At 74.1% G+C, this 22,320-nt stretch carries 19 protein-coding genes; 8 read left to right on the forward strand and 11 right to left on the reverse strand.

Translation table 11 applies throughout. The features are described from left to right. Window position 1: 1 nt before the first annotated feature. Both KDL28_RS19395 and KDL28_RS19400 read right to left on the reverse strand, forming a co-directional pair. On the reverse strand, window positions 2-790 hold the full coding sequence (locus tag KDL28_RS19395; protein ID WP_252440660.1) for a phosphotransferase: 789 nt from the start codon (window positions 788-790) through the stop codon (window positions 2-4). Next, the gene (locus KDL28_RS19400) at window positions 787-1,797 is read right to left on the reverse strand and encodes a sugar-binding transcriptional regulator (protein ID WP_252440662.1); all 1,011 of its coding nucleotides are present in this window, start codon (window positions 1,795-1,797) and stop codon (window positions 787-789) included. Before KDL28_RS19400 ends, KDL28_RS19395 begins: the two co-directional genes overlap by 4 nt. Before the next feature lie 124 nt (window positions 1,798-1,921). On the opposite strand from KDL28_RS19400, the gene KDL28_RS19405 reads away from it, so the two are divergent. The 4 genes from KDL28_RS19405 to KDL28_RS19420 are packed head-to-tail and all read left to right on the forward strand — an operon-like array spanning window position 1,922 to window position 6,669. Next, complete coding sequence (locus KDL28_RS19405; protein WP_252440664.1) at window positions 1,922-3,292, forward strand: ABC transporter substrate-binding protein; 1,371 nt, start codon at window positions 1,922-1,924, stop codon at window positions 3,290-3,292. Then, window positions 3,289-4,239 carry a carbohydrate ABC transporter permease gene (locus tag KDL28_RS19410; RefSeq protein ID WP_252440666.1) on the forward strand — a complete coding sequence of 317 codons (951 nt, stop codon included), beginning with the start codon at window positions 3,289-3,291 and terminating at the stop codon, window positions 4,237-4,239. Before KDL28_RS19405 ends, KDL28_RS19410 begins: the two co-directional genes overlap by 4 nt. 34 nt (window positions 4,240-4,273) lie before the next feature. Next, window positions 4,274-5,158, forward strand: coding sequence for a carbohydrate ABC transporter permease (locus tag KDL28_RS19415; protein WP_372497017.1), 885 nt, complete (start codon window positions 4,274-4,276; stop codon window positions 5,156-5,158). Continuing rightward, window positions 5,158-6,669: a mannitol dehydrogenase family protein gene (locus KDL28_RS19420; protein WP_252440667.1), complete on the forward strand. Its 1,512-nt coding sequence runs from the start codon at window positions 5,158-5,160 to the stop codon at window positions 6,667-6,669. Before KDL28_RS19415 ends, KDL28_RS19420 begins: the two co-directional genes overlap by 1 nt. Window positions 6,670-6,709: 40 nt before the next feature. On the opposite strand, the gene KDL28_RS19425 is transcribed toward KDL28_RS19420, so the two are convergent. Further along, the gene (locus tag KDL28_RS19425; protein ID WP_252440668.1) at window positions 6,710-7,585 is read right to left on the reverse strand and encodes a DUF559 domain-containing protein; all 876 of its coding nucleotides are present in this window, start codon (window positions 7,583-7,585) and stop codon (window positions 6,710-6,712) included. A gap of 165 nt (window positions 7,586-7,750) precedes the next feature. Here KDL28_RS19425 and KDL28_RS19430 point away from each other — a divergent pair, with 165 nt between their 5' ends. Next, entirely contained in the window at window positions 7,751-8,374 is a 624-nt protein-coding gene (locus tag KDL28_RS19430) for an NIPSNAP family protein (RefSeq protein WP_252440669.1), read from the forward strand. Between the two features lie 9 nt (window positions 8,375-8,383). Here KDL28_RS19430 and KDL28_RS19435 read toward each other — a convergent pair whose 3' ends face one another. Together KDL28_RS19435 and KDL28_RS19440 are read right to left on the reverse strand one after the other, a co-directional pair. Further along, the gene (locus KDL28_RS19435) at window positions 8,384-10,006 is read right to left on the reverse strand and encodes an AbgT family transporter (protein ID WP_252440671.1); all 1,623 of its coding nucleotides are present in this window, start codon (window positions 10,004-10,006) and stop codon (window positions 8,384-8,386) included. 20 nt (window positions 10,007-10,026) lie between these two features. Beyond that, the gene (locus KDL28_RS19440; protein WP_252440673.1) at window positions 10,027-11,346 is read right to left on the reverse strand and encodes an amidohydrolase; all 1,320 of its coding nucleotides are present in this window, start codon (window positions 11,344-11,346) and stop codon (window positions 10,027-10,029) included. 109 nt (window positions 11,347-11,455) lie between these two features. Between KDL28_RS19440 and KDL28_RS19445 the strand changes: the two genes are divergently transcribed. Further along, the gene (locus KDL28_RS19445) at window positions 11,456-11,635 is read left to right on the forward strand and encodes a hypothetical protein (protein WP_252440675.1); all 180 of its coding nucleotides are present in this window, start codon (window positions 11,456-11,458) and stop codon (window positions 11,633-11,635) included. Window positions 11,636-11,830: 195 nt separating this feature from the next. On the opposite strand, the gene KDL28_RS19450 is transcribed toward KDL28_RS19445, so the two are convergent. From KDL28_RS19450 to KDL28_RS19465, 4 genes are all read right to left on the reverse strand, one after another. Then, complete coding sequence (locus KDL28_RS19450; protein ID WP_252440677.1) at window positions 11,831-13,003, reverse strand: macrolide family glycosyltransferase; 1,173 nt, start codon at window positions 13,001-13,003, stop codon at window positions 11,831-11,833. A gap of 28 nt (window positions 13,004-13,031) precedes the next feature. Beyond that, complete coding sequence (hrpA, locus tag KDL28_RS19455; RefSeq protein ID WP_252440679.1) at window positions 13,032-17,288, reverse strand: ATP-dependent RNA helicase HrpA; 4,257 nt, start codon at window positions 17,286-17,288, stop codon at window positions 13,032-13,034. Between the two features lie 28 nt (window positions 17,289-17,316). Then, window positions 17,317-17,577: a DUF8836 family protein gene (locus KDL28_RS19460; RefSeq protein WP_252440681.1), complete on the reverse strand. Its 261-nt coding sequence runs from the start codon at window positions 17,575-17,577 to the stop codon at window positions 17,317-17,319. Between the two features lie 751 nt (window positions 17,578-18,328). Beyond that, on the reverse strand, window positions 18,329-19,174 hold the full coding sequence (locus KDL28_RS19465; RefSeq protein WP_252440683.1) for a serine hydrolase domain-containing protein: 846 nt from the start codon (window positions 19,172-19,174) through the stop codon (window positions 18,329-18,331). A gap of 25 nt (window positions 19,175-19,199) precedes the next feature. Between KDL28_RS19465 and KDL28_RS19470 the strand changes: the two genes are divergently transcribed. Next, window positions 19,200-20,027, forward strand: coding sequence for a DUF72 domain-containing protein (locus tag KDL28_RS19470; protein ID WP_252440685.1), 828 nt, complete (start codon window positions 19,200-19,202; stop codon window positions 20,025-20,027). 40 nt (window positions 20,028-20,067) lie between these two features. After that, entirely contained in the window at window positions 20,068-20,544 is a 477-nt protein-coding gene (locus tag KDL28_RS19475) for a CinA family protein (protein WP_252440687.1), read from the forward strand. Window positions 20,545-20,568: 24 nt separating this feature from the next. On the opposite strand, the gene KDL28_RS19480 is transcribed toward KDL28_RS19475, so the two are convergent. After that, entirely contained in the window at window positions 20,569-21,576 is a 1,008-nt protein-coding gene (locus KDL28_RS19480) for an MBL fold metallo-hydrolase (protein WP_252440689.1), read from the reverse strand. Then, a complete protein-coding gene (locus tag KDL28_RS19485) occupies window positions 21,573-22,280 on the reverse strand; it encodes a TetR/AcrR family transcriptional regulator (RefSeq protein WP_252440691.1) in 708 nt (235 codons plus the stop codon). The genes KDL28_RS19480 and KDL28_RS19485 overlap by 4 nt, the downstream gene beginning before the upstream one ends. Window positions 22,281-22,320: the final 40 nt, after the last annotated feature.

Below are 22,320 nucleotides of genomic sequence, written 5' to 3' on the forward strand. Positions count from 1 at the left end.
CTCAGGCGAGCGCCGCGGCGACGGCGTCGGCGTTGTCGTGCAGCCAGCGCCGGGCCCGCGCGTTGCGCTCGACGGCGTCGGGCGTCCAGTACTCGGCGAAGCCCGGCACGCCGGCCGCGGCGCCGGTGCGCACGATCTCGCACATCCACTCGTGGTTGTCCAGGACCGCGGTCAGCAGGTCGGCCCGGCCGCGTTCGTCCAGGCCGTAGGCGTCGACCAGGATCCGCAGCCTGCGCAGCGCCCGGAAGCGCCGCGCGTCGGCGACGTCCACCGGCGCCCGCAGCGGTGCCCACAGCCGGGCCGCGGCCGCCACGTCCCAGAGCGGCGCGCCGGGCGCGGCCAGGTCGAAGTCGATCAGGGCGACGGCCACCCCGTCGCGGAAGACGACGTTGTCGAGGTTCGGGTCGTTGTGCGCCACGCCGGCCCCGTCGAACGGCGCGGGCACCGCGTGCGACCAGGTGTAGGGGGTGGGGTCGAAGCCGGCCGCTGCCTCGTGGAAGCGGCGCAGCAGCCGGCCCACGCTGACCAGCGCCGCGTCGGTGAGGCCCCACGCCGGGGCGGGCGCGGTGACCGCCTCCCCGGGCACGTAGCTGAGCACCTCGCGGCCCTCGCCGTCGACGCCCAGCACCCGCGGCGCCCCCTCGAAGCCGACGTCCTGCAGGTGGCGCAGCAGGGCGTGGGTCGCGGCGCTGGTGGGCCGCAGCGGCCTGCGCACCGTGTCGCCCACCCGGTGCACGCGCCCGCGGTTCGCGGTGCCGCCGTGCAGGGGGATCTCCGCGGCCGCCTTCACCCCGCCCCCTTCACGCCGGGCGCCCCGGCCCGGACGGCATCGATCAGCGCCTCCGCCAGCGTGGAGTGGGTGACCAGGCTGTTGACCATGCCGCCGCGCACCGCGGCCAGGACGGCGTCGACCTTCGCCCGCCCGTAGACGATCGCGATGACCTCCCCGACCGCGCGCATCTGCGCGGCGGTGATGCCGATCATGCGGTCGGTCAGCGCGGAGCGGACCGGCTCGCCCGCCGCGTCGACGAGCACCCCGGAGATCTCCGCGCACACCCCCTGCTCGGCCAGCGCGGAGCGCTCCGCCTCGCTCGTCGCGTCGTAGAGCGTCGACTGCTCGGGCGCCCACGCTCCCACCCCGGCCAGCGCGATCGTCACCGACCCGATCCGGGAGAACGCCTGGGCGACCTCGGGCTGGCGGCGCAGGGCCCGCGCGGTGGCCGCGTCGGGCACGGCCATCGGCGCGTAGAAGAAGTACGCCGGCCCGCCGGAGACCCTGGCCACCTCGCGCACCAGCTCGATCGAGCTGTCGTCGACGTCGGGCCGGGCGAGCGCGCCGGTCAGCTGCACGACGGGGACGGTGGCCAGGCTGCGCAGCGCGGTCGCCATCGCGCTCACCGAGCGCGCCCAGGACAGCCCGAGCACGTCGTCGGGGGTGACGACCTCGGCGAGCAGCTCGGCGGCGGCGGCGCCCAGGTGCTCGCGCAGCGTGGCCGGGTCGTCCTCCGGGGTGTCGGTGACGACGCAGTGGGTGAGCCCGAGGGTGGCCATGAGCTGCGAGGACAGGTCGACGTCGATGGCGCCCGGGTGGCCGATCTCGATGCGCACCATGCCGCTGGCGCGGGCGTCGTCGAGCAGCCGGGCGACCTTGAACCGGCTCAGCGCGAACTCCTCGGCGATCTCCACCTTGGACCGGCCGTCGAGGTAGTAGCGGCGGGCGACCGCGGCCGTGAGCACGAGGTGGGCCGGACCGCGCGGCCCGCCCGTTGCTGTGACCACCGGCGACCCCCTGCTCATTTGAGCGCTTCTTCGCCCATTGTTGCACGACGCATTGACTCCTGGTGAGCGTTGCCACACTCTGATCGTGTGATCGGGGCGGTGCTCATCTGAGCGCTTTCCCGTCGATCCCGGGAGGAGCGCGATGAAGCGGGCCGGACTACGGGGAGCGCTGCTGGCGGTGGTGATGCTGACCAGCACCGCCTGCGCGGGGTGGGGCGGCGGCGGGGGCGGTGACGGCGGCGCCGACAGCATCAACGTGCTGATGGTGAACAACCCGCAGATGGTCGACCTCCAGCGGCTGACCGCGGAGAACTTCACCGCCGAGACCGGGATCACCGTCAACTTCACGGTGCTGCCGGAGAACGACGTCCGCGACAAGATCAGCCAGGAGTTCTCCAGCCAGGCGGGCCAGTACGACGTGGCCTCGCTGAGCAACTTCGAGATCCCGATCTACGCCCGGAGCGGGTGGATCGCCCCGCTGAGCCCGCACATCGACGCCGACCCCGACTTCGACCAGGCCGACATCCTCGGCCCCATGACCGAGTCGTTGACCGGCGACGACGGCCAGATCTACGGCGAGCCGTTCTACGGCGAGTCGTCGTTCCTGATGTACCGCAAGGACGTGCTGGAGGCAGCCGGCGTCGCGATGCCGGCCAACCCGACCTGGCAGCAGGTGGCCGAGATCGCCGCCCGGGTCGACGGCGCCGAGCCCGGGATGTCCGGGATCTGCCTGCGCGGCCAGCCCGGCTGGGGGCAGGTCTTCGCCCCGCTGACCACCGTGGTCAACACCTTCGGCGGCACCTGGTTCACCGAGGACTGGCAGGCGCAGGTGAACGCGCCGGAGTTCCGCGAGGCCGTGCAGTTCTACGTCGACCTGGTCCGCGAGTACGGCGAGACCGGCGCGTCGCAGGCCGGGTTCACCGAGTGCCTGAACAACCTGATCCAGGGCAACTCGGCGATGTGGTACGACGCCACGTCGGCGGCCGGCTCGCTGGAGGCGGCCGACTCCCCGGTCCGCGGGAAGATCGGCTACGCCCCGGCCCCGGTCGTCGAGACCGACAGCGCCGGCTGGCTCTACGCCTGGTCGTGGGGCATCCAGGCGGCCAGCACCAGGCAGGACGCGGCGTGGGAGTTCATCTCCTGGGCCTCGAGCAAGGAGTACGAGCAGCTGGTCGGCGAGCAGGTCGGCTGGTCCGACGTGCCGGCCGGCAAGCGGGCGTCGACCTACGAGAACCCGGAGTACCTGGCCGAGGCCGGCGCGTTCGCCGAGCAGACCAAGGCCGCGATCGAGGCCGCCGACCCGCGCAACCCCGGCGTCCAGCCGCGCCCGGCGCTCGGCATCCAGTTCGTCGGCATCCCGGAGTTCCCCGACCTGGGCACCCAGGTGTCCCAGTCGGTCAGCTCGGCGATCGCCGGGCTGGTCACCGTGGACGAGGCGCTGGACCGCGGCCAGGAACTGGCCGAGGACGTGGCCGAGCGGTACCGCTCGCGGCTGGAGGAGGGCGAGTCATGAGCACCGCGCTGGAACCCCGGTCGGACGCCGCGACCGCGGACCGGCCCGGCGACGGGCGGTCCGCCCGCCGCGCCGGGGACTGGGCCCGCCGGGCGCCGCTGCTGCCGGCGCTGATCTTCCTGATCATCGTGACCCAGCTGCCGTTCGTCGGCACCCTGGTCATCTCGTTCATGGACTGGAACGCCTACTACCCCGACGAGCGCGGCTTCGCCGGGTTCGACAACTTCGCCCGGGTGCTGACCGACGTCAACACCCGCGACTCGATCATCACCACGATCGTGCTGACCGTCTCCGTGGTGCTGATCAGCCTGGTCCTCGGGCTGCTCATCGCGCTGCTGCTGGACCGGGCGTTCCTCGGCCGCGGCCTCGTCCGGACCATGATGATCACGCCGTTCCTGGTGGTGCCGGTGGCGGCGGCGCTGGTCTGGAAGCACGCGCTCTACAACCCCGAGTACGGCCTGTTCAACGGCCTGCTCACCGGGCTGTTCGGCGAGAACGCCGTGCAGCCGGACTGGATCTCGACCTGGCCGCTGAGCTCGATCGTGGCCGCCCTGGTCTGGCAGTGGACGCCGTTCATGATGTTGATCATCCTGGCCGGCCTGCAGAGCAAGCCGCACGACGTGATGGAGGCGGCCAAGATCGACGGCTGCTCGAACTGGCAGACCTTCCGGTACATGACCTTCCCGCACCTGCGCCAGTACCTGGAGCTGGGCGGGCTGCTCGGATCGATCTACATCGTGCAGAACTTCGACGCGGTGTTCACCATCACCTCCGGCGGGCTGGGCACCGCGAACCTGCCGTACACGATCTACCAGACCTTCTACAACGCCCAGGACTACGGCCGGGCCTCCGCGGCCGGCGTGGTCGTCGTGATCGGCACCATCCTGATCGCGATGCTGGCCCTGCGCACCGTGTCGTCGCTGTTCCGCGAGGAGGGCTCCCGATGACCGCCCACGCACCGGCTCCCGCGGGAGGACGATCATGACCGCCACGATCGACGCACCACCGGCCACGCCGTCCCGGCTCGCCACGGCCCCGCCGCGGCGCAACCGCTCCGGCATGCTGCTCGGACTGCTGGCCTGGATCGTCGGGCTGCTGTTCGTCGCCCCGGTGCTGTGGATGGTGCTGACCTCGTTCCACAACGAGAACGACGCGGCCACCAACCCGCCCTCGCTGTTCGCGCCGCTGAGCCTGGAGGGCTACGCGAACTTCTTCGGCTCCACCACCGGGGCCAGCCCGTGGCCGCCGCTGCTGAACTCGGTCACCGCCAGCGTGCTGTCGACGCTGCTGGTGCTGCTGCTGGCCATCCCGGCGGCCTACGCGCTGTCCATCCGGCCGGTGCGCAAGTGGACCGACGTGCTGTTCTTCTTCCTGTCCACCAAGATGCTGCCGGTGGTGGCCGGGCTGCTGCCGGTCTACCTGATCGCCCAGGGCATCGGGATGCTGGACAACATCTGGCTGCTGGTCGTCCTCTACACCTCGATGAACCTGCCGATCGCGGTGTGGATGATGCGCTCGTTCCTGGCCGAGGTGCCCGGCGAGGTGCTGGAGGCGGCGTCGATGGACGGCTGCTCGCTGCCCCGCACGCTGCGCACCATCGTGATCCCGATGGTGGCGCCGGGCATCGCGGCCACCTCGCTGATCTGCTTCATCTTCAGCTGGAACGAGCTGCTGTTCGCCCGGGTGCTCACGGCCACCGTGGCGCAGACCGCCCCGGTGTTCCTCACCAGCTTCGTGACCAGCCAGGGCCTGTTCCTGGCCAAGGTCTGCGCCGCGGCCGTCGTGGTGTCGCTGCCGGTGCTCATCGCCGGGTTCGCCGCCCAGGACAAGCTGGTCCAGGGCCTCTCGCTGGGAGCGATCAAGTAGTGGGGCCCCTGAACGCGGCCGCGCTGTCCGCGCTGCACCCGTCCGTGGCCGTGCCCCGGTACGACCGGGGCGCGGTCCGGGCCGGGATCGTGCACGTGGGCGTCGGCGCATTCCACCGCGCCCACCAGGCCATGTACCTCGACCGCCTGATGAACGAGGGCAAGGCGCTGGAGTGGGGGATCTGCGGGGTCGGGGTGCTGCCGGGCGACCGGCGCATGCGCGATGCGCTGGTCGCCCAGGACTTCCTCTACACGCTCGTGGAGAAGGGCCCGGACGGCTCGCAGGACGCCCGGGTGATCGGTTCGATCGTGGACTACCTCCTCGCCCCGGACGACCCGGAGGCGGTGATCGAGAGGATGGCGAGCGAGGAGACGCGCATCGTCTCGCTGACGGTCACCGAAGGCGGCTACAACTTCAACGCGGTGACCGGCGAGTTCCAGGCCGACGCCCCGGGCGTCGTGCACGACCTGGAGCCCGGGGCCACCCCGACGACGACCTTCGGCCTGGTCGTGGAGGCCCTGGTCCGGCGGAGGCAGCGCGGCCTCCCGCCCTTCACCGTGCTGTCCTGCGACAACATCCAGGGCAACGGCGACGCCGCCCGCCGGAGCTTCAGCGCCTTCGCGCGGCTCCGCGGCGAGAAATCGGGCGACGAGGAGCTGGGCGACTGGGTGGAGCGGGAGGTGCGCTTCCCCAACGGCATGGTCGACCGGATCACCCCGGTGACCACCGACGAGGACCGCGCCGGCATCGCCGAGTCCTTCGGCGTCGAGGACCGCTGGCCGGTCGTCTGCGAGCCGTTCTGCCAGTGGGTCCTCGAGGACCGGTTCGCGCTCGGCAGGCCCCCCTTCGAGGACGCCGGGGTCCAGGTCGTGGCGGACGTCGAACCGTACGAGCTGATGAAGCTGCGGTTGCTCAACGCCAGCCACCAGGCGCTGTGCTACTTCGGCTACCTGGCCGGGTACCGGCTCGTGCACGAGGTCTGCCAGGACCAGGAGTTCGCCGACTTCCTGCTGGCCTACATGGACCGGGAGGCCACGCCGACGCTGCTGCCGGTCGCCGGGATCGACCTGCGCGCCTACAAGCGGGAGCTGATCGAGCGCTTCGCCAACCCGCAGGTGCGCGACACGGTCGCCCGGCTGTGCGCGGAGAGCTCCGACCGGATCCCCAAGTGGCTGCTGCCGGTGATCCGGCACAACCTGGACCACGGCGGCGACATCGAGCTGTCGGTCGCGATCGTCGCGTCGTGGGCCCGCTACGCCGAGGGCGTCGACGAGCAGGGCGAGCCCATCGAGGTCGTCGACCCCCTCCGCGACACGCTGGTGCCGATCGCCCGCGGCCAGCGCGACGACCCGCTCGCCTTCATCCGCAACCGGCAGCTGTTCGGCGACCTCGTCGACGACGAGAGGTTCGCCTCCACCTACCGGCGCCATCTCGCGTCGCTGCACGAGCACGGCGCCCGGGCCACGCTGCACGGGATCGTCGAGCGGACGAAGGCGCGGTCCGCGACATGAACCTGGTGGGGCTCTCCGCGCCGGAGAACCCCCGAGAGGTTCATGTCGCGCGGGCCAGGGCGCGGCGGAGTTGGTCGACGATGCGGTCGGGGCGGTCCAGGACGTCGTGCTTCGTGTAGCGGTAGACCCGCCAGCCCTTGTCGAGCAGGGCGGTGTGCCGGGCGATGTCGTGCAGGACGGCGTCCGGTGCGGTGTGGACGGAGCCGTCGTACTCGATGCCGATGCGGTGCTCGGGGTAGGCCAGGTCGAGCCAGAGCGCGCGCCGCGCCACCTCGTCCTGCACGACCCACTGGACCTCGGGGCGCGGTAGGCCGCCCAGCACGATGACCATGCGCAGCCGGCTCTCCATCGGCGAGCCCGCACGCCTATCGGCGAGCGCCAGCACCTTCGGCACATCGCGGTTGCCGCGAGTGCCCGGGTGCTGGGCCGCGAACCGCAGCAGCTCGCCCGGCTCGAACCCGTGCGCGTTGGCCAGTGCGTCGACAGCGGTGACGCGCTGCACGAGGCCGCCCCGACGGGCGAGGTCGTACGCGGTGCGCCGCGGTGAGGTCACGAGGACGCTCCCGACCTCGACCAGGTCGTCGGGCCCGGGGTGGGTGTGGCGCACGGTCAACCCGGGATGGCGGAGCTGCCGGTCGGCCCACACGAACACCTCCGCCGGGCCGTCGGGCCGCCCGCAGGAGGCCCCGAGCACCTCGGCCGCGGAGTGCAGGGCCAGCGCGCCCCGGCCCTCGACGTAGCGGTACGCCGCGTGCGAACGCAGGGCGAAGTCGGGCTCCCCGCCGCGGGCGTCGACGTAGGTGTCGGGGAGGATGCGCAGGTAGCGCGGCCCTCGCAGCACGTCCCACGTCACCAGCCCCGCTGCCACCGCGGCCGAGCCGCGGAACGCCACCGGCCACCCCGGTACCCCGCCCATCGGGCGAGCTTGTCGCACGCACCCCGGTCGGCGGGCCCGTTCCGCACAACCCGCGCGCGACATGAACCTGGTGGGGCTCTCCGCGCCGGAGAACCCCCAAGAGGTTCATGTCGCGCGCGGGTTCGCTGACGCACCTTGTCAGGGGAGGCCGGTTACGGTCCGCGCGTGAGCATCGTGGAACTGCGGCAGTACACCCTGCACCCGGGCCGGCGCGACGAGCTGGTGGAGCTGTTCGAGCGGGAGTTCGTCGAGTCGCAGGACGAGCTGGGGGCCCGGGTGGTGGGCACGTTCCGGGAGCCCGCCCGCCCGGACCGGTTCGTCTGGATCCGGGAGTTCGACGACATGACCGCCCGGCTCGCCGCGCTGACGGCGTTCTACACGGGCCCGGTGTGGAAGGCCAACAGCGCCGCCGCCAACGCCACGATGATCGACTCCGACGACGTGTTCCTGCTGGAGTCGGTGGCCGGGGCGTTCGGGCTCGGCGAGCGGGCGCCCGTGGGGGCGGGGGAGCCGGGGACGTCGCGGGTGCTGGCGGTCGTCCACCTCGCCGACGCCGCGCCCGACCCCGCCGAGGTCGAGGAGGCGTTGGGCGTGGCGCCGGTGGTGCTGCGGTCGGCGCCGTACGAGAACGACTTCACGGCCCTGCCCGTCCGCGACGAGCGGGTGGTCGTGCGGTTCGCCGCCTATCCGACCGCCGACGACGCGGCCGCCGCCCGTGCCCGCCTCGCCCCCGGCGCCCTGCAGGTCCTGGAGCTCGAACCCACCGCGCGTTCCGCGTACCGCTGGTGACCGGGGCCGCTAGGGCGCGAGGTGGATGCCCTGGCCGGGGCCCAGCGGCAGGTCGAAGGCGAAGAACACCGTCAGGATCAGCGCCCAGCAGATCCAGAACGGCACCACGAACGGCACCATCTTGGCGATCACCGTGCCCAGCCCGGCCGAGGGCTGGTAGCGCCGCACGAACGTCAGCAGCACGATCATGTACGGGTTGAGCGGGGTCATGATCTGGGTCGCCGAGTCGCCCACCCGGAACGCGGCCTGGATGAACCCCGGCTCGTAGCCCAGCAGCAGGAACAGCGGCACGAACACGCTGGCCATCAGCGTCCACAGGCTCGACCCGGAGACGATGAACAGGTTGAGCAGCGAGGCCAGCACGACGAACCCGAGGATCGCCGGGTAGCCGGTGAGCCCGATGCCCTGCAGGAACTGCGCCCCGGTCACCGCCATCCAGGCGCCCAGGTTCGTCCAGCTGAACAGGGCGATGAACTGGCCGAGGATGAACGCCAGCACGATGAACCCGGCCAGGTCGGCCAGCGCCCTGCCCATCAGCAGCGGCACGTCGGCGCTGCGCCGGATCACGCCGGCGGCGATGCCGTGGGCCAGCGCCGGGACGAAGAACGCCAGGAACACCAGCGTGGTCACCGAGTCCAGCAGCGGCGACTCCGGCAGGTACCCGCCGGTGTCGTTGCGCAGCGGCGAGCCCGGCACCAGCACGAGCACCAGCACCGCCGCGAGCAGCGCGACGAACGCCGCGCCCGCCCAGCGCAGCCCGCGGCGCTCGGCGTCGGTCAGCTCCGCGCGCACCGCGGTGTGGGGCTCGTCGCCGGAGTCGCCCGAGTCGCCGGAGGGCGCGGGCTCGTCGTCCCGGTCGACCTCCTGGTCGGGGAACCCGGCGCGCACCAGCCCCGGCTCCACGACCTTGTCGATGATGAAGCCGGCCAGCAGGCTCAGCGCGACCGCCGAGACCGCGTTGAACAGGTAGTTCGACACGGGCGTGACCGCCGTCCCGGCGTCGGGCAGCGTCTGGGCCACGCTCGTGGTGATCCCGGCGAACAGCGCGTCGAGGCTGGTGACCAGCAGCGACGTCGAGTAGCCCGCGCCCGCCGCGGCGAACCCGCCGATCAGCCCGGCCACCGGGTGCCGTCCGGCGGCCCTGAACACGATCGCGGCCAGCGGCGGGATGATGATGAACGCCGAGTCGGCCATGACGCTGCCCGAGACGCCGACGAACCCGAGCGCGTAGGGCAGCACCGAGCGCCGGGCGTTGCCGAACGCGAGCCGGATCAACGCGGCCAGCATGCCGGTCCGCTCGGCCAGCCCCACCCCGAGCATGATCGTGACGACGGTCTGCAGCGGCGGGAAGCCGATGAAGTTCGCGGCCAGCCCGGTGAACAGGAACCGCAGGCCCTCGCCGGTGAACGCGCCCCGGATCGCGGTGGGCTCGTCCTCGCCCGGCACGGTCACCGACACGCCGGCCGCCGCCATCGCCGTGGACACCATGGCCACGACCAGGGTCAGGAGCACGAACAGGATGAACGGCTCGGGCAGCTTGTTGCCCGCGCGCTCGATGCCGTTCAGCACCCGGTCGAGACGGGTCGGCGCGGCCGCGGTCGCGGTGGGCTGCGGTGGGTGCTGCTCGGGCACGGCCACGACCTCCTGGGGAGTCAGTCGAAGTAGTTCGGCACGTCCAGCGGACCGCCCGCGGCGGCGAACTCGGCGTGCACGGCCTCGCGAAGGGCGGCGTCGCCGAGGTAGTCGACGGCGGTGAGCGCGAGCCCGACCGCCCCGTCCCGGACGGCCCGGTCGCCTGCCGGGGAGGCCGCCGCCGCGGCGAACTCGACGGTGTGCAGGGCGCCCGTCGGCTCCGAGACGGCGATCATCGGGTGGATGGCGGGCAACCGGTAGGACAGGTTGCCCAGGTCGGTCGACCCGGTGAGGAACTCCGGCACCACCCCCGGCGGCAGCGGGGCGCGCCCGCACGGGCGCTGGTTGACCGCCCACCGCTGCGCGAGCGCCCGGTTGGGCCGGATCGGCAGGTAGGGCGGCTGCGCGTCCCAGATGAGCTCGACGCCGCACCCGGTCATCGCGGCCGCGCCCTCGGCCACCGCGGCCACCCGCGCCGCCAGGTCGCGCAGCGTCTCCGGGTCGCTGGAGCGCAGGTAGAACAGCAGGGCGGCGCGGTCCGGGACGACGTTGGGCCGGGCCCCGCCGTCGGTGAAGACCCCGTGCGCCCGGTCGCCGTCGGGCAGGTGCTGGCGCAGCGCGGCGACGCCCTGGTAGGCCGCGACGGCGGCGTCGAGCGCGTTGCGCCCCATGAACGGCTGCGCGGAGGCGTGCGCGGCGACCCCGTGGAACACCATCTCGACCTGCCGCCGCCCGAGGAACGGGTGCATCGCGATGTCGTGGGTGAACGGGTGCAGCATGACCACGGCGTCGACGTCGTCGAACACGCCGGCCCTGGCCATCGTCTCCTTGCCGCCGCCGCCCTCCTCGGCCGGGGTGCCGAACAGCGACAACCGCCCGCCGGTGCGCTCGACCACGGGCGCGGCGGCCAGGAACGCGCCGACCGCCGTCGAGCAGATGATGTTGTGGCCGCAGCCGTGCCCGATCCCGGGCAGCGCGTCGTACTCGGCCAGCACGCCGACGTGCGGCCCGGTCCCGCCGACCCGGCTGACCAGCGACGTCTCCAGCCCGCCGATCCCGATCTCGCTGTCGTGCCCGTGCCGGGCCAGCACGTCGGCCACCGCCCGCACCGAGCGGTGCTCGGCGAACGACTCCTCTGGGTGGGCGTGCAGGTCGTGGGAGAGCGCCACGAGCTCGTCGCCCAGCGCGGCGGCGGCCTCGACGACGGCGTCGCGCACGTCCTCCGGCGCCCCGTCGAACTCCGAGGCCGGCGGCTCGGCCTCGGCCACGGCGCGCTCGGTGCGGGCCACCAGGGAGCGCAGGAAGGAGTCGTCGGGCGGGACCGGTTCGGCGCGCGGCATGCCCGGGGAGGGTAATCCGGTCGGGCCGGGGCCGCCGGGTGTGATCAACGGGGCGGGTCCGCGCGCCTGCCGGCCCTGCTTCTCCCTGCTCCGCGTCCGGGTCGCCCCGGTGCTTCTGCACCACCTCGGCCAGCAGCACCTCGGCCGTCTCGGCGACGAGGAACACCAGCGCCGCCACCGCACCCGCGACCGCCCAGGCGAGCCGGCCGCTCAGCAGCGCCGCCGTGGCGGCGACCGCGAGGACGGCCGGGGCCACGGAGAGGAAGTCCTGCGCCGTCCCGAGCAGTGACACCTCGTGCGGGGCCGTTCCGAAGCCGAAGGCGGTGGAGTCGCCCGGCGCCGAGGTGCTGATGCCGTCCTGACCCTGCCCCGACGACCGCCCTCGCCCGGGCCCGGTCCCTCGCCGATGCCCGGTGCTCTACCCCGCCCGGTCGGTCCGGATCCGCGCGGTCGGGCGTCGTCACCGGGCCGGTGACCGGCGCGGTCACCGCCCGGCGAGCACCCGCTCGATCCCGTCCGCCGCGGCGGTGGCCCCACCCGCGGCCGCGATCTCCCCGCGCATCCACTCCAGCCGCTCGCGCACGGCGGCGTCGTGGGCGACGTCCTGCACGCTCGCCCAGAAGGCGTCGGCGGTCAGGCCCGCCGCGTCGAGCGCGCGTCCGAGGCCGAGCTCGGCGATCCGGTCGGCGTTGGCGCGCTGCTCGGCCATCTGCGGCAGGGCCACCAGCGGGACCCCGAACCGCAGGCCCTCCATCGTGCCGCCCATCCCGGCGTGGGTGACGAACACGCGGGCGTGGCGCAGCACCGCCAGCTGCGGCACCTGGGCGTGCACCTCGACGTTGGCCGGCAGCGGACCGAGCGCGGCCGGGTCCACGTCGCCGACCGCCATCACCACGTGCCAGGGGCGCTCCGCCGCCGACGCGGCCACCATCCGGTAGAAGTCGGGGAGGTCGTTGTAGCCGGTGCCGAGCGACACCAGCACCGTCGGCGCGCCGCCGGGCGGGGGCGTCCAACCGCCCTGGAAGGCGCGCTCGGTGAGGCAGGGACCGACGAACGCGTAGCCGTCGGGGAAGGTGTCGCCCGCGTACTGGAACGCCCGCGGCAGCGTGACCAGCCGCAGGTCGGCGGTATCGCCCCGGGTGAAGCCCTGGACGTCGCCGATGCCCTGGCCGCGCAGGTAGCGGCCGATGCGCAGGACCGTGCGCAGGAACCGCGGGCTCAGCGGGTTGATCCGGGTGTACTCCCGCATCGACCAGTGCCGGTTGGCCACCAGGTTCGGCCACGTCTCCACCGACGGGACGCCCCAGCGGTGCGCGAGTATGCGCCCCCACCAGGCCAGCGGGCCGTCGTGCAGGACGAGGTCGGGGGGCTCGGCGTCGGCGAGGACGGGGACGAGCGCCGCGGTCTCGTCCAGCAGCATCCCCATCGCCCGGACCAGCTCCCGCCCGTGCATCTGCGGGATGTCCGCGCGGTCCAGCGCCTCCCAGGTGGAGGTGACGGGCTCGTAGCGGGCGCCGGTCTCGGTGATCCGGTCGGCGAACGGGGTCGGGGCCCAGTAGCGCACCTCGTGGCCGCGGCGCACCAGCTCCGCGACGATCCCCAGCGTCGGGTTGACGTGTCCCGCTCCCAACGGTCCGTAGCACGAGATCCTCGCCACGGCGCGCACGCTACCTCCGACCGGCGCGTCAGCGGGGGAGGGCGTCGATCGCCTTCTGGATGCGGGACACCGAGACGGGGTAGCGGGTGCGCATGGGGTGGGCGTAGAGCCCGACCCGCAGCTCCTCGATCATCCACCGGATGTCGCGCAGCTCCGGGCTCGGGTCGACGCCGGGCGGGAGGGCGGCGAGCTCGGCGGCGTACTCGTCGGCGACCACCCGGACCTCGGCGGTCCAGGCGGCGTCGCGGTCGGGATCGGCGCGCAGCTTCTCGATCCGCCGCTCGATCGCCTCCAGGTAGCGGGCCACGTCGACCAGCCGGGTGGCGCCGTCGACGGTGGCGAAACCGGGACCGACCAGCGCGTTCAGCTGGGCGGTGATGTCGGCGACGCCCGCGCGCAGCAGGGGGGCGCGCAGGTCGGACAGCGCGGCCTGCACCCGGTGCCACACGGTCAGCACCCCGCGCACGGCCTGCAGCACCTGCATCGTGGTGGAGCCCAGGCGGGCCGCGAACAGCGTGCGCAGCCGGGTGTAGGAGCGCTCGTCCCACGCCGGGCCGCCCGCGGCGGCGATCAGCGCGTCGGCGGCGGCGGTGGTGCAGTCCTCCAGCAGCGCCGCCACCGAACCGTGCGGGTTGCGCGACAGGGCCAGCTTCGCCGGGTTGTCCAGGCCGCGCTGGACCTGCTTGACCGGCGACGGGGAGCGCATCAGCAGCAGCCGGCGCACGCCGCGGTGGTGGGCGGAGTCGCGCTCGGCCGCGGTCGGGAACACCCGCACGTCGACGGTGCTGCCCCGGTCGACCAGGCCCGGGTAGCCGGTGACGACGTGCGCGCCGCGGCGCACGCGGTGCTCGCGGGGCAGGTCGCCGATGGTCCAGTCGGTGAGGCCGGTGCGCTCGATGTCGGCGCCCGCGCTGGCCAGCTCCTCGCGGACCTTCGGGGCCAGCCGGGTGCGCAGCTCGTCGAGGTCGGTGCCGGTGGCCAGCTCGCGGCCGCGCTCGTCGACGACCCGGAAGGTGACGGTCAGGTACTCGGGGAGGCGGTCGAGCTCCCAGGCCTCGCGCGGGATCTCCACCCCCCGCATCCGGCCCAGCTCGCGCTCCAGGCCGTCGAGCAGGGGCTCGTGCGGTTCGACACCCCCGGCCTGCAGCCGGCCCAGCACGGCGCGGGCGTGGTCGGGGGCGGGCGCGAACAGCCTGCGCAGGTTCTTCGGCAGTGTCTTGATCAGCGCGGTGACCAGTTCCTCGCGCAGCCCGGGGACCTGCCAGGTGAACGGCGTCTGGTCGATCTGGTGCAGCGCGGCCACCGGCACGTCGACGGTGACGCCGTCGGTGCGCTGCCCCGGCTCGAACGCGTAGGACAGCGGCAGGGTGAGCCCGCCCGCCTCGACGTGGTCGGGGTAGGCGCCGCGGTCGACGGCGCCGGCCTGGTCGGTGACCAGCATGTCGGTGGTGAAGTCGAGCAGGTCGGGCTCGCGGCGGGAGGCCTTCTTCCACCACGAGTCGAAGTGGCGCCCGGAGACCACGTCGGCCGGGACCCGCTTCTCGTAGAAGGCGACCAGGGCCTCGGAGTCGACGACGAGGTCGCGGCGGCGGGCGCGGTGCTCCAGCTCCTCGGCGTCGTCGAGGAGCTCGCGGTTGGCGTGGAAGAACCGGTGGCGGGTGTCCCAGTCGCCGTCGACGAGGGCGTGCCGGATGAACAGCTCGCGAGCCAGCTCCGGGTCGGTGCGGCCGAGCTGGACGGTGCGGTCGGTGACGATCGGGATGCCGTGCAGGGTGACCCGCTCGGTGGCCACGGCCGCGGCCTGCTTGCGCGACCAGCGCGGCTCCGAGTACGAGCGCTTGACCAGGTGCCCGGCCAGCGGCTCGATCCAGTCCGGGGAGATCCGGGCGACGGTGCGGGCGAACAGCCGGGAGGTCTCCACCAGCTCGGCGGCCATCACCCAGCGCGGGCCCTTCCGGGCCAGCGGCGAGCCCGGGAAGATCATGAACTTGGCGCCGCGCGCGCCGAGGTACTCCGTCGCCCCGCGGCGCTCGGGCTTCCCGGCCGGCTTGGCCGCCGACTTGCCCTTCCCGGTCTCCTCCTCGCGCATGCCGACCTGGCTGAGCAGCCCGGACAGCACCGCGATGTGCACGCGGTCGGGATCGGTGGCGGGCGCGGCGTCCGGGATGGCCATCCCGGCGCTGCGGGCGGCGGCGCGCAGCTGGTGGTGCAGGTCCTGCCACTCGCGGATGCGGAGGTAGTGCAGGAACTCCTCGCGCAGCAGCTTGCGGTAGCGGTTGCCGGACAGCTCGGCGCGCTTCTCGGCGAGGTAGCGCCACAGGTTCAGGAAGGCCAGGAAGTCGGAGCCGGCCGCATCCAGGGTGGCGTCGTTCGCGGTGAACTCGCCGGCGAACCGGGCGTGCTTGGCGTCGGCGGCCTGGCGCTGCTCGGCCGGGCGCTCGCGCGGGTCCTGCACCGACAGCGCGGCCGTGATCACCAGGACGTCGCGCAGGCAACCGGTGCGGTCGGCCTCGACGAGCATCCGGCCCAGGCGCGGGTCGACCGGCAGCGCGGCCAGCGACCGGCCGACCGGGGTCAGCCTGCGCTCGGGGCCGGGCGATGCGGTGTCGAGCGCGCCCAGCTCGGTGAGCAGGGCGACGCCGTCGGCGACCGAACGCGCGTCCGGCCGCTCGACGAACGGGAACTCGGCCGGGTCGCCCAGGTCGAGCGAGATCATCTGCAGGATGACCGAGGCCAGGTTGGTGCGCAGGATCTCCGGCTCGGTGAACTCCGGGCGGGCGTCGAAGTCGTCGGAGGCGTAGAGCCGGATGCAGATCCCGTCTGCGACGCGGCCGCAGCGCCCGGCCCGCTGGTTGGCGCTGGCCTGCGACACCTTCTCGATCGGCAGCCGCTGCACCTTCAACCGGCGCGAGTACCGGGAGATGCGGGCCGTGCCCGTGTCGATGACGTAGTGGATGCCCGGGACCGTCAGCGACGTCTCGGCGACGTTCGTGGCCAGCACGACCCGGCGCCCCGCGTGCGGCTGGAAGACGCGGTGCTGCTCGGCGGCCGACAGCCGGGCGTAGAGCGGGATGACCTCGGTCGCGCGCAGGTTGCGCTTGCCGAGCGCGTCGGCGGCGTCGCGGATCTCCCGTTCGCCGGGCAGGAACACCAGGATGTCGCCGGGGCCCTCGCGGGACAGCTCGGCCACGGCGTCGCCGATGGCGTCGAGCTGGTCGCGGTCGGGGTCGGCGTCGGGGTCGTCCGGGTCGACGACGGGCCGGTAGCGGACCTCGACCGGGTAGCTGCGCCCGGAGACCTCGACGATCGGCACGGGCGCGCCGATGGCCTCGGCGAAGTGCCGCGCGAAGCGCTCCGGGTCGATCGTCGCCGAGGTGATGACGACCTTGAGGTCGGGGCGGCGGGGGAGCAGCCGGGTGAGGTAGCCCAGGATGAAGTCGATGTTGAGGCTGCGCTCGTGGGCCTCGTCGATGATCAGCGTGTCGTACTGGCGCAGCATCCGGTCGCCGGTCAGCTCGGCCAGCAGGATGCCGTCGGTCATCAGCTTGACCAGCGTGTTCTCGCCGACCTGGTCGGTGAAGCGGACCTTCCAGCCGACCTTGTCGCCCAGCTCGGAGCCCAGCTCCTCGGCGATCCGGGCGCCCACCGTGCGGGCGGCGAGCCGGCGCGGCTGGGTGTGCCCGATCAGCCCGCGCACGCCGCGGCCCAGCTCCAGGCAGATCTTCGGGATCTGGGTGGTCTTGCCCGACCCGGTCTCCCCGGCCACCACGACGACCTGGTGGTCGCGGATGGCCGCGGCGATGTCCGCGCGGCGGGCGCTGACCGGCAGCGCCTCCGGGTAGGTGACGGTCGGGACGGCGTCGGCGCGGCGGGCGAGGCGCTGCTCGGCCTCGTCGACGGCCTTGCCGAGGGCGGCGATGTCGCGGTCGCGGGCCTCGGCGTCGCGGAGCCGGACGGCGGTGTCGAGCCTGCGCCCGAGGCGCTGCTCGTCGCGCAGCGAGACGGCGCCGAGCCGCTCGCGCAGGGCGGCGGCCTCGGCGGTGTCGACGGCCGGACCGGTGGCGGGGCGCTCGCCGGCCGGGCGCCCCCGCCCGCGCGGACGGCGGGCCCGGCGCGGGCGCGACGCGGCGCCGGCGCCCCGGCCGGTCGCGTCCTCGGCGGAGGTCGACCGGCCGGTGGGCGCCGGCGCGTGATCGTGGGGCACGGTGCCGGATCCGGGGCGGGCGCCGGAGCCGTCGGCGGACGGGCTCACCGGCGCGCCGGAGCGGGTGGGAGTCGCGGACATCGTGCTCGCAGTGTGCCTTCTTCTCGGGCTACGCCGTGCGCAGGGTGGGAGTGATCTCGTCGGGCGCCGGCTCGTCGGCCGCCGGGTGCTCGACGAGCGCCAGGACCCGGTTGGCCAGGAACCGCGCGGTGCGCACGGTGCTGCCCCCTCGGGTGACCTCGCTGACCTCGACGGTGCCCCGTGAGTGGGTGGTCACGACGCGGCGGCCCGCGCGCGTGGCGATGACGTCGTAGGTGCGCGTGGTGCCGCTGCCCGCGTCGATGACGATCTCTACCCGGTCGCCCTTCATGGCTCCTCGTCTCTCCCCGCCCGCGAGCGGAGCAGTTCCCCGATCACTGCGGGCCGGAGGGGGCGGCGCCGTCGGGGGCGGCGCCGCCCGGGCGGCCGCGCCGCACGGCGGTGGAGGCGCCGGGCGCGGCATGCTCGAGGGGATGGGGCGTCCGAGCCAGGTGCTGGTCGCCTCGCGGCGGCCGGCACAGTGCGGCTCCTGCCGAACGGTATTCCGCACTGGCTCTTCGTAATGAGACCCGGGGACACAGGTCACCCGGCCCGGACACTCGTTCCAACGGTGGGGAGCCCCGGAAGATTCCCGCGGACCCCACCGAACTGCTGTCCGAACCGCGCGCTGGTCGCCTCGCGGCGAACGGCGCGGCAGGGCTCCAGCCGGTGTCGCCACCGCGGTGTTCCCTGCCGGCTCTTGCATATGAGACCCGGGGACACAGATCGCCCGGTCCGGACAGTCGTTCCAACGACGGGGACCCCGGGAAGCTTCCCGCGGCTCCCGCCGCCGTGCCGTCCGGACCGAGCGCTGGTCGCCTCGCGGCGCGCGGCGCGGCGGGGCCCCCGCGTGAGCGGTGCTCCCCGCCGGCTTCTGGGTGAGACCCGGGGACACAGGTCGCTCGATCCGGACGCCCAGCACAACCGACCAGGGTGCCCGATGATTCCCGCCCCGGCACCCGGGTTTCCCCCGGCTCCCGCCGCACCGGCCCCGCACCGCTCGACGCCGCCCGCCGCCGCGCCCCGGGCGCGCTACCGAGCGGTCAGCCGCGCAGGGCGGCCAGGACGGCGTCGGTCCAGACCGGCCAGGCCCGCTGGGCCCACTCGCTGAAGTCGCGGTCGGTCAGCGCGACCGCCGCCGCGCCGGCGTCCGGGTCGACCCACAGGAACGTGCCGGACTGGCCGAAGTGCCCGAACGTCGACGGCGAGCTGGTCGAGCCCGTCCAGTGCGGGGACTTGCCGTCGCGCAGCTCGAAGCCCAGGCCCCAGTCGTTGGGGTCCTGACGGCCGAAGCCGGGCAGCACGCCGGGGAGGTCGGGGTACGCGACGCGGACGGCGTCGCGCAGCGTGTCGGCGTGGACCAGGGTCGGGGCCTGCAGCTCGGCGGCGAACCGGGAGAGGTCGGCCGCCGTGGAGGCGGCCCCGGCGCCGGCCGAGCCCTCCAGGCGCGTCGAGGCCAGGCCGAGCGGGATGCACAGCGCCTCGTGCAGGTAATCGGCGAAGGACATGCCCGCGGCCTCGGCGATGGTGGTGGCCAGGACCTCGAAGCCGGTGTTGGAGTAGATCCGCCGGGTGCCGGGCTCGGCCTGCACGCGCAGGGCGCTGGCCCCGGCCTCGAACGGCAGCCCGGAGGCGTGCGCGACGAGGTGGCGGACGGTCGAGCCGGGCGGCCCGGCCGGCGTGTCCCACTCGACGGCGCCCTCCTCGACCGCGACGAGGGTGGCGTAGGCGGTGAGGAGCTTGGTCACCGAGGCGAGGCGGAACACCCGGTCCTGCTCGCCCGCGGTGGCCAGCACCGCGCCGTCGGCGCCGACGACCGCCACGGCCGCGTTGTCCACGGGCCAGTCGAGCGCCGTCTGCGCGGCCTTCCCGAGCGCTGCTGCGTCCACCCGGCCATCCTGCCCCGCCGCTGGAATGCTCACCGGGGTGGCACGGGTCCGGATCGGTACCTCGGGGTGGCTCTACCCGCCGTGGCGCGGCGACTTCTACCCGCCGGGCCTGCCCCAGCGCCTGGAGCTGGAGCACCTGTCCTCGCTGGTGGACACGGTGGAGATCAACGGCTCGTTCTACTCGTTGCAGCGCCCGGAGAGCTACGCGGCGTGGGCCCGGCGCACCCCGGCGGACTTCCTGTTCGCGGTGAAGGGGCCGCGGTTCGTCACGCACATGAAGCAGCTGCGCGACGTCGCGACGCCGCTGGCCAACTTCTTCGCCTCCGGCGTGCTGGCGCTGGGCCCCAAGCTCGGCCCGGTGCTCTGGCAGCTGCCGCCGCGGATGCGGTTCGACGCCGACAAGCTGGGCGGCTTCCTCGAGCAGCTGCCGCGCGGCACCGCCGCCGCCGCGGAGCTGGCCGCGGGGCACGACGAGCGGCTGGAGGGCCGCAACCACCTCACCGTCGACGCCGACCGGCCGATCCGGCACGCCGTCGAGCCGCGGCACGAGAGCTTCCGCGATCCCGCGTTCGCCGCCCTGCTGCGCGAGCAGTGTGTGGCCACGGTGATCGCCGACTCGGCCGGCACCTGGCCGACCTTCGACCAGGTCACCTCCGACCTGGTCTACCTGCGGATGCACGGCTACGGCGAGCTCTACGCCGGCGGCTACCCGCCCGAGGTGCTCGACGCGATGGCCGAGCGGATGCGGGGCTGGCGCGAGGCCGGCCTGGACGTCGTGGGCTACTTCGACAACGACGCCAAGGTCCACGCCCCCCGCGACGCGATCGCGCTCGCCGGCAGGCTCACGGGGTAGGGCGCCCGGAATCGGGTACCGAGCCTGCGTGGATTCGACGGTGACGACGCGAGACGAGCGGGCCGCGGCCCGGGTGGCCGAGCTGGCCGTGCAGCGCGGGCTGACGGTGGCCGTGGCCGAGTCGCTGACCGGTGGCCAGATCTCGACCGCGCTGGCCGCCGCCGAGCAGGCGGGCCAGTGGTACCGGGGTGCGGTGGTCGCCTACTCGACCGAGGTCAAGCACGAGGTGCTGGGCGTGCCCACCGAGGAGGTTGTGCACGCCGAGGCGGCCAGCGCCATGGCCCGCCGCACCCGGGAGATGCTGCTGGCCGACGTGGCCGTCGCGGTCACCGGGGCGGGCGGCCCCTCCCCGCAGGACGGGCGGGAGCCGGGCACGGTGTTCCTGGCCCTCGACGCCGCCGACCACCACCGCGTCGCCCGGCTGCAGTTCGACGGGGACGAGCCGATGGAGGTGCTGTCGGGTTCGACGTCGGCCGCCCTGGACGCCCTCGTCGCCTACCTCGAAGGTCGTGACTGAGTCTCCCGGTCCGGACCGGGAGACTCACCCACGACCGAAGTCGACGGTGCCGACGGCGCTGCCCGCGGGGGCCGGCCGGTAGGCGGGTCGCGACGGGCCGGCCAGCCGGCCGTCCGGGGTCACCAGCGCGGCTTCGACGGCGTGCAGGCCGGCCAGCGCGGCGGGGTCGGGGTCGCCCTGGAAGATCCGCTCCAGCGCCCGGCCGTACTCGGTGTGGTCGTGCCCGGGCGCCGGCACGAGCCCGGGCAGCTCGGCGCGCAACCGGCGGATGCGCTCGATCGAGTCGAGCTGGCGGTCGCGGGCCCGCCGCCCGAGCATGATCGGCCGGATCCGGTCGCTGTCCAGGTGGCGCAGCGTGTAGAGGGTGTCGCCGACGCAGAGCACCCGCCAGTCGCCGCCGTCGATGAGCACGCTGAGGTGCCCCGCCGAGTGGCCGGGCGTGGGCAGGAGCACGACCGAGCCGTCGCCGAGGACGTCGTGGCTCGCGGGGAACGGGCCGACCGGCGGCCCGGTGAACCGGACCTGCTCCGGGTCGGTGAGCACACCCTTGAGCGACGGCGTGCGGCGGAACGGGAAGATCCCGAGGTTGCGCGCGGACCAGTCGTCGGCCGACACCAGGAACCGCGCCCCCAGCAGGTCCCGCACCCCACCGAGGTGGTCCTCGTGCAGGTGGGTCAGCACGACCGTGCGCACGTCCGCGGCGGTCAGCCCGCGCCGCTGCAGGTGGCCCAGCAGCTGCTGGCCCTCCTCCAGCGAGTACTCGTCCTCGTCGAAGGCGGCGCGCAGCAGCGGCCCGTCGTAGTAGGCGCGGTGGTCGTGGGCCTGGCGCCAGGTGATGCCGGTGTCGACCAGCAGCGCGCCGTGCTCGGGGTGCTCGACCAGGAAGGCGTGGATGGGCACGGTGATGAAGTGGCTCTTGTCCCGCAGGAACCGCAGCATCCCGCGGACGCCGACCCACTGGTCGTCGGTGCCGCCGTAGAACTGCCCGTAGGGGACCTTGGTGTCACCGACGTGCAGCACGTGCAGCTTCATGGTCGTCCTCCGTGTCCGGTCGCGGCGGCGGCCCATGCGCTCAGGTCCGCGGGGTCGATGAAGTCGAGCGAGCCGGGGGCCGCTCCGAGCGTGGTGTGGATGGCCCGCTGGTAGGCCAGGGCGGTGCGGTCGAGCTCGGCCGCGGTGGTGGCGCCGTCGGCGATCCCCAGCAGCGCCAGCCCGATCTGGTCGGCGCCTTCCTGCATGAGGGAGAGCACGACGCGGGCAGCCCCGACCGGGTCGTGCACGGCGAGTTCACCGGCCGCGACGCCCTCCACGACCAGTGCCTCGACCAGCGGGGCGAACCGGGCCGCGGCTGCCCGTCGGGTCCGCGCGTGGACCAGCGCGTTGTCGTCGGAGTAGAGGCTGCGCAGCGCCTCGACCAGCAGGGCCCGGTCGCGCGACTTGGCCCCGCCCAGCTCGCGCAGCAGCGCCCGCAGCCGGTCCCGGGGCCCGCCCGGGCCCCGGGCCACGGGGGCCAGCGCCGCCTCCCACCGCGCGAGCCTGCGCTCCAGCAGCGCCTCCAGCACGTCCGACTTCGCCGCGAAGTAGTGGTAGAAGGCGCCCTTGGACATGCCGGTCCCGGCGATCAGGTCCTGGATGGTCAGCCGGTCGAAGCCCTTCTCGACGACGAGGCGCTCGACGACGTCGAGGATCGCGTCGCGGCGGGCCGCGTGCAGCTGCGGGTCGACGGTCCGGGCCATCGCCGCCTCCTTTAATAAACCGACTGCCGGTTTATTAAAG

The sequence above is a fragment of the Pseudonocardia humida genome (assembly GCF_023898865.1).
Lineage (GTDB): Bacteria > Actinomycetota > Actinomycetes > Mycobacteriales > Pseudonocardiaceae > Pseudonocardia > Pseudonocardia humida.